14 protein-coding genes are annotated in these 11868 nt (G+C 31.6%); 8 read left to right on the forward strand and 6 right to left on the reverse strand.

Annotation, left to right across the window (positions count from 1 at the left end; translation table 11 throughout):
- Positions 1-21 precede the first annotated feature (21 nt).
- Positions 22-768: a glycosyltransferase family 2 protein gene (locus tag B0A75_RS00755; protein WP_089052382.1), complete on the reverse strand. Its 747-nt coding sequence runs from the start codon at positions 766-768 to the stop codon at positions 22-24.
- A gap of 126 nt (positions 769-894) precedes the next feature.
- Here B0A75_RS00755 and B0A75_RS00760 point away from each other — a divergent pair, with 126 nt between their 5' ends.
- Together B0A75_RS00760 and B0A75_RS00765 are read left to right on the forward strand one after the other, a co-directional pair.
- Positions 895-1959: a glycosyltransferase family 9 protein gene (locus tag B0A75_RS00760; protein ID WP_089052383.1), complete on the forward strand. Its 1065-nt coding sequence runs from the start codon at positions 895-897 to the stop codon at positions 1957-1959.
- Positions 1960-1978: 19 nt separating this feature from the next.
- Complete coding sequence (locus B0A75_RS00765) at positions 1979-2752, forward strand: glycosyltransferase family 2 protein (RefSeq protein ID WP_089052384.1); 774 nt, start codon at positions 1979-1981, stop codon at positions 2750-2752.
- Here B0A75_RS00765 and B0A75_RS00770 read toward each other — a convergent pair.
- Complete coding sequence (locus B0A75_RS00770) at positions 2733-3497, reverse strand: lipopolysaccharide kinase InaA family protein (protein WP_089052450.1); 765 nt, start codon at positions 3495-3497, stop codon at positions 2733-2735. The genes B0A75_RS00765 and B0A75_RS00770 overlap by 20 nt on opposite strands.
- A 59-nt stretch (positions 3498-3556) precedes the next feature.
- Here B0A75_RS00770 and B0A75_RS00775 point away from each other — a divergent pair, with 59 nt between their 5' ends.
- The 3 genes from B0A75_RS00775 (at position 3557) to B0A75_RS00785 (ending at position 6567) form a co-directional block, all read left to right on the forward strand.
- On the forward strand, positions 3557-4519 hold the full coding sequence (locus B0A75_RS00775) for a CgeB family protein (protein ID WP_089052385.1): 963 nt from the start codon (positions 3557-3559) through the stop codon (positions 4517-4519).
- A 235-nt stretch (positions 4520-4754) separates the two neighbouring features.
- Positions 4755-5906, forward strand: coding sequence for an acyltransferase family protein (locus B0A75_RS00780; protein WP_089052386.1), 1152 nt, complete (start codon positions 4755-4757; stop codon positions 5904-5906).
- A 100-nt stretch (positions 5907-6006) separates the two neighbouring features.
- Positions 6007-6567, forward strand: coding sequence for an L-threonylcarbamoyladenylate synthase (locus B0A75_RS00785; RefSeq protein ID WP_089052387.1), 561 nt, complete (start codon positions 6007-6009; stop codon positions 6565-6567).
- Between the two features lie 114 nt (positions 6568-6681).
- On the opposite strand, the gene B0A75_RS00790 is transcribed toward B0A75_RS00785, so the two are convergent.
- The gene (locus B0A75_RS00790) at positions 6682-7806 is read right to left on the reverse strand and encodes a cysteine desulfurase family protein (protein ID WP_089052388.1); all 1125 of its coding nucleotides are present in this window, start codon (positions 7804-7806) and stop codon (positions 6682-6684) included.
- An 87-nt stretch (positions 7807-7893) separates the two neighbouring features.
- Here B0A75_RS00790 and B0A75_RS00795 point away from each other — a divergent pair, with 87 nt between their 5' ends.
- The gene (locus B0A75_RS00795; protein ID WP_089052389.1) at positions 7894-8868 is read left to right on the forward strand and encodes a hypothetical protein; all 975 of its coding nucleotides are present in this window, start codon (positions 7894-7896) and stop codon (positions 8866-8868) included.
- A gap of 180 nt (positions 8869-9048) precedes the next feature.
- On the opposite strand, the gene B0A75_RS00800 is transcribed toward B0A75_RS00795, so the two are convergent.
- Positions 9049-9600, reverse strand: a complete 552-nt coding sequence (locus B0A75_RS00800) for a Smr/MutS family protein (RefSeq protein WP_089052390.1) — start codon at positions 9598-9600, stop codon at positions 9049-9051.
- A complete protein-coding gene (locus B0A75_RS00805; RefSeq protein WP_089052391.1) occupies positions 9590-9775 on the reverse strand; it encodes a hypothetical protein in 186 nt (61 codons plus the stop codon). The genes B0A75_RS00800 and B0A75_RS00805 overlap by 11 nt, the downstream gene beginning before the upstream one ends.
- 136 nt (positions 9776-9911) lie before the next feature.
- Between B0A75_RS00805 and B0A75_RS00810 the strand changes: the two genes are divergently transcribed.
- Entirely contained in the window at positions 9912-10166 is a 255-nt protein-coding gene (locus B0A75_RS00810; RefSeq protein WP_317044183.1) for a DUF2752 domain-containing protein, read from the forward strand.
- Between the two features lie 17 nt (positions 10167-10183).
- Here the strand turns inward: B0A75_RS00810 and B0A75_RS00815 are convergent, their stop codons facing one another.
- Positions 10184-10885, reverse strand: a complete 702-nt coding sequence (locus tag B0A75_RS00815) for a DUF1003 domain-containing protein (RefSeq protein ID WP_089052393.1) — start codon at positions 10883-10885, stop codon at positions 10184-10186.
- Between the two features lie 190 nt (positions 10886-11075).
- Here B0A75_RS00815 and epsC point away from each other — a divergent pair, with 190 nt between their 5' ends.
- Entirely contained in the window at positions 11076-11867 is a 792-nt protein-coding gene (gene epsC, locus B0A75_RS00820; RefSeq protein WP_089052394.1) for a serine O-acetyltransferase EpsC, read from the forward strand.
- Position 11868: the final 1 nt, after the last annotated feature.

Here is an 11868-nt window from a genome sequence, read left to right on the forward strand (position 1 = left end):
TTTAATCTTGATGCCCCATAATTATTGTTTTTTTTGAAGTTTTAAAAGCTTTGCATATTTTATATAAGAGAAAAAGCTTTGAATCATTGCAATTGTAAGCCCGTCGATACCATTAAAAATACCTTTTTTAAAGAAGTAGCATCGAATAAACGCTACAGCGCCATTAAGAACTGGCTTAAATGTATTTATCCTTTTTCCTTGATCAAATAATTGCTGTGCATGCCAGCCAGAATATTGATTTTTTTTGGCAATTATCTGATCTAAAGAATCCCAGCCATAATGCAAGATATGAACTGCAACTTTTTTCTCATTTTGAGTAATTATTTTTTGATGCACTTTTGAATCAGAAGGATGCGCCGTTTGTTTATTGAAAAAACGAACTTTATGATCTGGATACCATCCCGAAAAATTGATCAATTTATCAGCTAAGAAATTTTTTACCCTAAAACTAAATGCATCGTAATTTCCTTCAAGATATTTTTTATTCAGAATAAACTCTTCAGCGTCTTTATCTAAAAATTCATCCGCATCAAGATTTAAAATCCAGTCATTTTTACAGTATGGCAAACCATGAGTACGTTGTGGGCCATCACCCAAAAAAGCCTGCTCAATAACTATTGCTCCTTTTTCTTTGGCAATTTCTACTGTACGATCTTTACTAAAAGAATCTACAATAATTACTTCATTACAAACTTTTAATAAAGCATCAATGCATTTCCCTATGTTTTTCTCTTCATTGAAAGTAATAACTAAACCACTTATTTCCATTCTAAGATTAAATTTGTTTAAATGCAAAGATAACTTTTACATTAGTTTTATCCTATTCTTAACGATCAGCTTGCACACATTATAAAATAGTTTGTAATTTAGCCTCAAATTGAATTAAAGAAATAAATGAAAATATTAGTCATTCAGCAAAAAAGAATTGGAGACGTATTAACGAGTACAATAATTTGTAATAATCTAAAAACAAAATATCCAGACTCCACTATAGATTATATGTGCTACCCTAATTCTGTTGATGTTCTAAAAGAAAATCCCAATATTGACAATGTTATTGTATTAACAAATAAGGTTAGAAAGTCAATTCCTTCCTTATTTAAATTTATTTTTCAAATTCGAAGAAAAAAATACAATGCTGTAATTGATGTATACAGCAAATTAGAAACAAATTTAATTACGCTTTTCTCTGGAGCAAAATATAAAGTTTCCTATCATAAATGGTATTCAAGCGTTTTTTACAATCACAGTTATGAGCGTTTTGATGCTGTAAAATCAGAACACGGTCTTGCAATCGAGAATAGATTGTTACTTTTAAAGCCATTTATATCTGAAAAAATCACAGACGTAAAGCCTAAAATCTTTTTAAAAGAATCTGAAATTAATGATGCCAAAAGTCTTTTAAAAAGTCATAACATTGATACCATCAAACCCTTAATTATGTTTGGAATTCTAGGAAGCGAGGTTTACAAAACTTATCCGCTGGAAGGAATGGCAAAAATTATTGATTTTACGGTAGCCAAAACCAATGCTTCTATCATCTTTAATTATGTTCCAGATCAAAAAGATCTTGCTCAGGAAGTCTATAATTATTGCAGCGAGGAAACAAAAAAACACATTGCTTTTGATTTGTACTGTACTGAACTACGTTCTTTTTTAGCGCTTCTATCTCAGTGCGAAATGCTTATAGGCAATGAAGGTGGTGCGGTAAACATGGCAAAAGCACTTGAAATTCCAACGTTTTCTATATTTACACCTTCTGTTAGAAAAGAAACTTGGCAGATATTTGAAAATGAGGCAAAAAATGCTTCTATTCATTTAAAAGATTTAAAACCTGAAATTTACGAGCAGCACACAGAACAATACATAAAAGAGCATACTTTTGAATATTATGCTGAATATCCTTTGCCTTTAATGCTTGAAAAATTAGAAACTTATTTTCAAGAGTACAAAAACTGAGAATACTCAGGATATCATTATGCAAATTAATAACGAGCAAAAATTATCGGTTCTAATAATTACACTCAACGAGGAACGACATATAAAATCTCTGCTCGAAGATATTGATTTTGCTGATGAAATTATCGTAATCGATTCCTACAGCACTGATCAAACTATTGCTATAGTCCAATCTTTTCAGAATGTAAAATTGATTCAAAATCATTTTATAAACTATACTGCTCAACGTAATTTTGCTTTAGATCAAGCTAAAAATTCATGGGTTTTATTTATTGATGCCGATGAACGATTGACTTCAGAATTAAAAACTGAAATTATCTCGACAATAAACAGCAATAATACTGCAAGTGCTTATTTAATATATCGAACTTTTATGTTCAAGAATAAGCCGTTAAACTTCAGCGGCTGGCAGACTGACAAGATTTTCAGGCTTTTTAAAAAATCAGATTGCAGATACAATTCTGAAAGAATGGTTCATGAAAAACTAATCGTAAATGGCACAACTTCGGTTTTAAAAAACAAAATCATTCACTTTTCTTACACTTCATATCAAGATTATAAGTCAAAAATGTATCATTATGGAATTTTGAAAGCGAATGAAAAAATAAAAAAAGGGCAAAAATCATCTTATTTTTTAATGATTTTTCACCCTTTTTATACTTTTTTATACCAATTTTTAATTCGTCTTGGCTTTCTCGACGGTATCAATGGCATTACCATTTGCTACCTAAATGCTTATAGCGTTTTTATTCGTTACAAAAAACTGCAAGAACTTACTTCTTCCAAAATTTAAGTTTCTTCTTTAAGCGCTTTTTTCTGTAAAACTTCTCCTGAAAATCAGAAGTATCTTTCCACAACAACTCAAAAATCCTTTCTTCAGATTCCGAATATAATTTAGCATATTCATTACTCATTACCGCAACCATTTCCTTAAGAGGAGTTAAACGGCATAAATTTTTCATGCGCATTTCAAAACTCATTGTCTTATGAAATTCCATTCTGTTTAAATCCACTAAAAAGAAATCATAATTCCCTTCAGCATTCTTTTTAATCAAAGTATTTCCTGGCGAATGATCTAAAAACTCAATTCCTTTTTCATGAAGATCAAAACTAAATCTGGTAAATTGTCTTAAAATATTCTCGCGATCAGGAAAATTTGGAATTTCAACCAGCTCTCTATAAGTCAGGTCGCATTGAAGCTGTTCGCTGATATAAAAACTTTTCTCTAAACCTATAATCGACGAAAACTCAGCATATGCAATTGGTTTTGGTGTTCCTACGCCTAATTCTAATAATTTATTGGCAAATTCGTATGAACGTTTTGCTTTTGATTTTCGAAAATATTTATAGGCTATTTTATTAATAAGATGTGGAACCTTAAACGATTTGATATTTATTTTTTGATTGTTAAAATCAAAAAGTTTTATCTGATTACGCTGACCAATAACGAAGTCTTCTCCTTTGGTGTCAAAAAACTGAATAAACTCGACAATCTCATTTTCGAATTTTTCATACCCTCGATTTAATCTTAAGATCATAAAAAATGTTTCAGCAAATTTAGTTAGTTTTACCATCTAATAAAAAAAAAATATCGATAATGCGTATTACACTAATAAGTCTTGACAATTGGGGACTCAATAAACATATTGCTTCAACACTAGAAAAACAAGGACATATAGTTAAGCATATCGATTTTAATACCTTCAAATACAAATACCCCACTGTATTACACAAGGCATACAATTTTATTTTAAAGGCTTTAAACAAACCAAACCTAAAACACCAGCATTTTGGTAAAGAAATTTTAAACCGTTTAGAGGAAAACAAGGAAATTCAAGATGTTATTTTAACAATAAAAGGTGATTTTATAGATCCTAAAAGTATTCTTGAATTTAAAAAATATACTAAAAAATCTATTGGCTTTTTTAACGACAATATTTATCGCTGCCCAAAAATTAAACGAGTTTTACATTGTTTTGATGATGTTTTTTCGTTCGAAAAAGAAGACTGTGCGAAATTCAATCTAAAATTCGCTCCAAATTGGATTTACAATAACAACGTTTCTGTAAGCAGCAATGCTCCTTTTGAGTATGATGTTTTCAATATTAGTTCAATCGATAAAAGACTTCCAATTTTAATTCGAATCGCTGATGAGTTAAAATCTAAAACAATAAAATTCAAATTTATTGTTTACGATAAAAAACGTAAACCTGTTGATAATACCATTACTTATATCAACAAACATATGCCATTGTCTGAAGTAAACGACTATATCAACCGCTCAAAAGTACTTTTAGACATTAACAGAATTGGTCAAATTGGGTTAACTTTTAGAGTTTTTGAAAGTTTAGGTTTAGATAAAAAATTAATTACTACGAACTCTGACATCAAAAATTACGATTTTTATAATCCTAACAACATCCTTATTATTGATGAAAGGAATCCTGTAATTTCTGCTGATTTTTTTAAAAACGAATACGAAAAAATCCCAGATTCTATCTTGCATCAATATACTATCGAAGGATGGTGCGAGAATGTAATTTTTAAAAATCTCAAGTAAATCTTTTACATTTTAAAGCCTTTCATTATTAAAAACTGAACGTATTTGACGATCTCATACCGTGCTGTTCATTTATTTTATGCTTTTATTAACCAATTTATACCTCTTAAATACATAAAAAAACAGGCTGTAATTCGTTCAATTTTAATTAATCATTCTGTATGTTTGCACAAAAATAAAAATATCACCTCACTTTCATTGTCAAACTTTGGTGTTATTCAATATGTAAAACAAAATGAATTTCACCTTTTCTCTGATTATAATTGCCGCCTTAATTGCTTTAGTATTATCTGTTGTAACAATTAATCGATTAGTAAAAATAAAGTTAACTGACGTTAGTTATCCCGAAATTGACGGACTGCGAGGTTATTTAGCCTTTTTTGTTTTCTTACACCATAGTTATATATGGCAGGTATATTTAAAAACTGAAAATTGGGAAGATCCAGAATCTAATTTATTCAATCAATTTGGAGAAACCACTGTTGTTTTCTTTTTTATAATTACTGCTTTTTTATTTACAACCAAATTACTAAATAATAGAACGGGAGAAATCGACTGGTCAAACTATCTTAAATCAAGATTTTTCAGGCTTTTTCCAATGTATTTCTTCTCTGTAATTATTATTTTTATTCTGGCTGCCTGCTTGACTAATTTTACTGTTAGAGTTCCATTTTTAGAAAACTTAAAAAGCATTCTTTCCTGGATATTTTTTAACGTCAGCAAGCAAAATTCAAACTTAAATGGTTTAGAAGATACTTTTATTCTAAATGCCGGAATTACTTGGACATTGCCTTACGAATGGATTTTTTACTTTTTATTGCCTCTTATTGCATTGTTCTTTAAAATAAAAATCAACTACAAAGCCTTAATCGGTTTTACAATTACCGCCGCAATAATTATGGTTATAAACAAATCGTCATTAAGACATTTTATGCCTTTTATTGGCGGAATTTGTGTTGCATTAATATTAAACACAAAAAAGTTTAATACGATTTTAAAACAGAAAAAGTACACCTTATTAGCACTGTTATTATTAGCTGTTTCAGTCTATTTTTTCAACAGCGGCAGAAAACCTTATCCGCTGATAGCAGCGTCTATTGTATTTTTGATTATCGCATCTGGAAACAATTTTTTCGGAGTTTTATCGAGTGCTTTTTCGCGTAAATTTGGTCAAATTACCTACAGTCTATATTTACTTCATGGTATTTTACTGTTTGTTATATTTCATTACATCGTTGGTTTTGAAAAAGCAAAAACATTAACCGACGTTGAATTTTGGTCGATTATTACTGTATCTGTTTTTCCTTTAATACTGATTTGTCAGCTGACTTTTAAATACATCGAACTGCCTTTGATGTCTTTAGCAAAAAGAAAAAACAAAGCGTAATCTATCAAATATTTGAGCAAAGCAAGGAAATAAAAGCGTAATTTATTATTTTTTTTTATTGCTACCTTTGCAATCTCAATAGCCCATTACATTTTACAAAATGAACGAAGAAATACTAAAAGCATACGAAGTAATCAAAGAAGGCGGCATTATACTTTACCCAACTGATACTGTTTGGGGAATTGGCTGCGATGCTACAAATCCTGAAGCTGTTGCTAAAATATACAAGCTGAAACAACGTGCCGAAACACAAAGCATGATTGTTTTAATGAATGGTGAAAAAATGATGTACAATGTTTTTAAAAACATTCCAGAGGTAGCTTGGCAAATTTTAGATTTATCTGAAAAACCAACAACTTTAATTTTAGATGAACCTAGAAATGTTGCTGCCAATATCATTGCCGCAGATAATTCGCTTGGAGTAAGATTAGTAAAAGAACCTTTTTGTTTTAAATTACTAGAGCGAATGAAAAAACCACTGGTTTCAACATCAGCAAATATTTCGGGGCAGCCTACTCCAATTGCTTTTAAAGATATTAACCCTGCAATCATCAATGGAGTTGATTATGTGGTTAATTTATATCACGATAAAGTTGCTGGAAAACCTTCAACAATTATAAAACTGACAAACGATTCACAGGTAAAAGTGATTAGAAAATAAAAAGCTTCGACTTCGCTCAGTCAGACAGATCTTTTATGTCATCCTGAGCGAAGTCGAAGGACTTTTCACATTAAAGAGACCTTTGAACCTTTGCTACTCTGCCCCTTTGTACCTCTATACAACTTTCAAGGATTCAATCAGCCAATCAATATCTTCTTTTGTGTTGTAATGACTGAATGAAATTCTAAGATTTGGCAGTTGTAAATCATCTTCTGAAAGCATTTCCTTTAAAACATGCGATGGCTTTATGCTTCCAGATTGGCAGGCGCTTCCTCTGGAAACTGCAATTCCTTTCATATCTAAACTAAACAAAAGCATCGACGTTTTATCTGAAGAAAACGGAAGCGTGATATTGATGATATTATAAAAATCATCTTTTCTCCCATTAATTTTAAAACCAGAAAAATGAGCTTCTAACTGCTCAATAAGATATTTCTTAAGCTCAGAAATGTATTCGCGTTCCTCAGTTAAATTCTCATAAGAAACGGACAAGGCTTTTGCCATTCCAGCAATTTGATGTACCGCTTCTGTACCTGCGCGAAGTCCTTTTTCTTGCTCGCCCCCAAAAAACAAAGGCTGTAATCCAGAATTTTTTCGAACAAAAGCAAAACCAACGCCTTTAGGCCCGTGAAATTTGTGTGCACTGGCTAAAATAAAATCAACCGGAGTTTTTTGCAGATCAATTTCGGTTTTCCCAATTGATTGAACCGTATCTGAATGAAATAAGGCGTTATATTGCTTGCAAATAACCCCAACTCTATCCAAGTCTAAAATAGCGCCTGTTTCGTTGTTTACATGCATTAAACTAACGATTGTTTTTTTCTCGTCGCTTAACAAATTAGACAAATGCGTCAAATCAAGACTTCCATCAGCATTTATCTTCACATAATCAACCTGAACACCATATTCTTCCTCTAATGCCATAACAGCGTGCAAAACGGCATGATGTTCTATTTTTGAAGTAATAATTCGTTCTATCTTAAGATCTTCTACTGCCGATCTCAAAATCCAGTTATCAGCCTCAGTTCCTCCCGAAGTAAAAATAATTTCCTGAGCTGAACAATTTAAATGTTTAGCAATACTTTTTCTAGAAAGTTCTAAAACTGTTTTTGCATTTCGCCCAAAACTATGTGTAGATGATGGATTACCAAAATCTTCAGTCATTACTTTAGTCATTTCCTGAATAACTTCAGGACGCATTGCAGTTGTTGAGGCGTTATCGAGGTATACTTTTTTCATTGTTGCAAAGTTATGAAATATCAATTGTCTAATCTTAAATATCATTTGCCAAATTTTTCACTATTTTTGACCCAAATAAAATTTACGATGAAAAAATATGCAAGCCTTGTATTATTGGCGTTTTTGTTAAACGGCTGTGACGATGGCGACCTTACAGTAGATACAATCGATTTTGATAATGTAACAGCGGCAAGTTGTGACCCTACAACTAATACTTTAATTTACAAACTTAAAACGCAAGAATCATTATTGCTTCAATTACCGCAGGCAAATGGAATTGTAAACGATCCTAACGTTTACATCTACGACATCGACAACAATCAATACCGTGTGGTATATAGAGCTTACGACGGTAAAGTAGAAACTACTAATATTTGCGGCGCTATACCGCCAAGAACTCCAAATGTTACTGAAGAATGGTTAGGAAAAACCGGTAAAATTGTAATTACAACGACACAAATAGCAACTGATCCTGATGTAAACGGAGCAACAAGAATTAATGGCTACAACCACAATATTGTATTTCAAAACATCACTTTTGCAAAACCTGCAGGAGATCAAGTTGAAGCCGAATTTCCGTTTGGAGATTATAAAACTACAGTTACTCCAGCTAATTTAACGTTTCAAAATGCTGCCAGCGGCGAAGCATTTATTTGTCCTGACAACTTAACGGTTTACAATTACAATACGTCCTTTACTTTAACAATCGAAAACTTTGATCAAAGTTTACTTGATAATGTAGTTACCCCTCCAGGAAAGCCAAGAACAGGAGCAATTGGAGCAACTACAAACAAGCTTTTTTACAGAACTTTTTTAAGCGGGACTGGAAGTATTTCTGCTGGCTATTTTTGTCAAAAAACTACTCCTTCGTTACCTGCTGTAAATGAAACTTGGGTAGGTGAAAATACAAACGCAGATCTAAAAGCAGAAATACAAGTTACGACAGAACAATCAGGTCCAAACTTTATTCATACCATTGTTCTTGCAAACGTTTCGCTAGTAAAAGGAAATAGTAAATTTAGACTTGGAACTAGTTTTCTTCTAGGAAAAATCACCAAGTAAAAAAGCAAAAAACAAAATAAAAAAGAAGCAAGGACAACGTTCAAAAACGGTCCTTGCTTCTTTTTTTTATTCCTACAAAAAACGTCCGTTTTTCAAGACTGATTTTAATCAAAATTCAGAATGAAAAACGGACGTTTTTTTATGCTTTTAAAACAGCTTATTTAAGATTTAAAAACCTGTTTATTTATTGTTTTGTCTAAAATAAACTTCGGTCGCACCCAGTCCATATTTTTGATAATTGGCGTCTTGAAAATCTATACCATCATAACGACCCAATAAAAAATCCAGTTCCGCTTTTAAAATTCCTTCGCCGACACCGTGAATAAAAACAATTTTTGGAATGCGGTTTTTGATCGCAAATTCAATGTGTCTTTTTGCCGTTTCAGTCTGCAAAGTTAAGATGTCATAATTCGACATTCCGCGTTTATTTGGAACCAGCTTTTCAATATGCAAATCAAATTCTGGAGCCGAAATTTCGCGTTTATCTTTGCGTTCTTTGACAAAACTACGTGGTTTTGGCTCTGTTTTTTCTTTTGAAATCTCATTTAAATCTATTCTTTTAATAGAATTCATTAAATTACTGGTTTCTTGAATTTTAAGCAATTCATTGACAAAAAATGTCATCATAAATCCATCCTCAGTTTCAATCAAAACCTCATTGTTTTTCACTGAAACTACCGTTCCGTTTATGGCTTCGTCTAAGACAGAAACCTTATCTCCTTTAGTCAACATCCTTCTCTTCTTTATCTTGGTTTTTACTTGGTGTTTTTGCACTCAGCTGCATCATTCCATACATGAAAACTGCAATTGCAATTACCGTTATATAGATATTTTTTTCTGCCGAAACCTGCTCATATAACGCAACCGAAATGGCAAGAATCATAATTAAAATTTTAAACGTTTTCATATTTTAAAGTTTAAGAATTCAAAAGTAGCAAACTTTAAAGTAACAGTTCCCTCCTCTTGAAATGTTATCTTATATTTTTTTCGTAAAATTGTAAAAAAAAGTCACCGTGTCTTTAGAAAAATATATGATCCCCTGCATGTTCAAAACGCTCTTTGGAATTGAGTGTTTAGGCTGCGGTTTTCAGCGATCATTATTCTTACTTTTTCAAGGTGAATTTTTAGCGGCTTTTAATATGTATCCGGCAGTTTACACTACCCTTTTATTTTTGATTTTAGTCGTTTTATATTTTGTGGACAAGTCAAGAAATTATCAAAAAATAATTTGGAAAGCAGCAAGCCTTAATATCATTTTTATGCTTGTCGGTTACTTTTACAAACACTTTTATCTTTGATGATTTTGATCGTTTTTTTACTTCTTAATTTTATTCAAAATATCATTCATCATCTCAATTTGCACTTTCTGAATTTCGATTAATTCTTGCTGTTGATGCATAATTAAATGATCAATTTTATCGTGAATCATTCTAATTTCTAATTCCGATTTTAAGTTAATCATATAGTCTTTTTTGGCACGATTTCGATCCTTCTCTTCTTGACGATTTTGACTCATCATAATCACCGGCGCTTGCAAAGCTGCAATACAGGATAAGATCAAATTCAGCAAAATAAACGGATATGGATCAAACCCTTTATTGACCAAAATATAAACATTCGAGCCAATCCAAATAATAATAAAAGCCAGAAACGAAATTATAAAAGTCCAGCTTCCTCCAAAATCTGCCACTTGATCAGCAATCTTCTGTCCAATACTCCTCGTCTCAACTTCATCTTCAACAATACTTACTATTGACTTATCTTCTTTCAAAGAAGAAATAACATTCTTTTCAAGATCTGAAAGCGCTCCAATTTCAGTAGACAAATAATTCGAAATATATTTCTGGCGATATTGATTCAACTCCTCTACAGCTATACAATCGTCATCGCAAAAAGAAGGATGATCTTTGACAATTAAACCTAATATTGGGTCATGAATTGATTTTCCGTAAATTTTCTCACTTATAGGAAAATCTATATTTGAAATTGCACTCTTAAACGTTGAATTGTTTTTCATTTTTGTAAATTTTATAGGCTAATTTACACAATTAACTTCTTAAGAATCATATTATATTTTAGATTTCAGCAAACTTTCATTTATCACAAATACAACCCGAAGCACAAAATTTCTTTAGTTAATTCGTGCCTGTATTTACAAAAAACACCTTACTTTTAACGTTTTAAAATATCCATTCAATTTTATAATTGTGACAAAAGATACTATCATACAAAACATTAAAGCTTTAAAAAGCCATTCTACAATAAACTACGGTATCAAAACCAAAACCGAAGATTTTACTGAAAAGCTGTTCTATACCCTTTTTGATTCGAATGCCGTATTAGACGAAAGCATAAATGAACTCGAAATACGCTTTAAAGAAATTGCTGTTTTAGCTTGTCAAAAACCTGAAAACTTATGCGAGTCTATTTGGGATAGATTTCTTGAAAAACTGCCTGGAGTTCTAGAAAAACTTAATCAAGATGCGGCATATATTTTAGAAAATGACCCAGCATCAAATAGCTTAGACGAAGTTTACTTGGGCTATCCTGGTTTTTATGCTATTGCCATTTATAGATTAAGTCACGAATTATATCATCTAGACTTATTGCTGTTCTCACGATTAATGAGCGAGTATGCACATCGAATAACAGGAACTGACATACACGCGGGAGCCAGCATTGCATCGCCGTTTTTTATTGATCATGCAACTGGAATTGTTATTGGAGAAACCTCTGTTATTAAAAAACACGTTAAAATTTACCAAGGAGTTACTTTAGGAGCTTTGAGCGTGAGCAAGGAAATGAAAAATGCGAAAAGACATCCAACCGTAGAAGCAAATGTGTGCATTTATGCCAATGCCACAATATTAGGAGGAGGAACTATCATAGGCGAAAATAGTGTTATTGGCGGAAATGCATGGGTAACAAAATCTATTCCTGCAGATTCTATCGTTTTGAATACTACTACAACCGACGTTAAAATAAAAGAAAAAAGATAAA

Source organism: Flavobacterium oncorhynchi (genome assembly GCF_002217355.1).
Classification (GTDB): Bacteria; Bacteroidota; Bacteroidia; order Flavobacteriales; family Flavobacteriaceae; genus Flavobacterium; species Flavobacterium oncorhynchi.

Bases quoted from the DNA above. Each gene is read 5' to 3' on its own strand.
- B0A75_RS00770 (WP_089052450.1), bottom strand. From the start codon at position 3,497: ATGATCTTAAGATTAAATCGAGGGTATGAAAAATTCGAAAATGAGATT.
- B0A75_RS00785 (WP_089052387.1), top strand. From the start codon at position 6,007: ATGAACGAAGAAATACTAAAAGCATACGAAGTAATCAAAGAAGGCGGC.
- B0A75_RS00765 (WP_089052384.1), top strand. From the start codon at position 1,979: ATGCAAATTAATAACGAGCAAAAATTATCGGTTCTAATAATTACACTC.
- B0A75_RS00790 (WP_089052388.1), bottom strand. From the start codon at position 7,806: ATGAAAAAAGTATACCTCGATAACGCCTCAACAACTGCAATGCGTCCT.
- B0A75_RS00775 (WP_089052385.1), top strand. From the start codon at position 3,557: ATGCGTATTACACTAATAAGTCTTGACAATTGGGGACTCAATAAACAT.
- B0A75_RS00805 (WP_089052391.1), bottom strand. From the start codon at position 9,775: ATGAAAACGTTTAAAATTTTAATTATGATTCTTGCCATTTCGGTTGCG.
- B0A75_RS00780 (WP_089052386.1), top strand. From the start codon at position 4,755: ATGAATTTCACCTTTTCTCTGATTATAATTGCCGCCTTAATTGCTTTA.
- B0A75_RS00755 (WP_089052382.1), bottom strand. From the start codon at position 768: ATGGAAATAAGTGGTTTAGTTATTACTTTCAATGAAGAGAAAAACATA.
- B0A75_RS00815 (WP_089052393.1), bottom strand. From the start codon at position 10,885: ATGAAAAACAATTCAACGTTTAAGAGTGCAATTTCAAATATAGATTTT.
- B0A75_RS00795 (WP_089052389.1), top strand. From the start codon at position 7,894: ATGAAAAAATATGCAAGCCTTGTATTATTGGCGTTTTTGTTAAACGGC.
- B0A75_RS00760 (WP_089052383.1), top strand. From the start codon at position 895: ATGAAAATATTAGTCATTCAGCAAAAAAGAATTGGAGACGTATTAACG.
- B0A75_RS00810 (WP_317044183.1), top strand. From the start codon at position 9,912: ATGTTCAAAACGCTCTTTGGAATTGAGTGTTTAGGCTGCGGTTTTCAG.
- B0A75_RS00800 (WP_089052390.1), bottom strand. From the start codon at position 9,600: ATGTTGACTAAAGGAGATAAGGTTTCTGTCTTAGACGAAGCCATAAAC.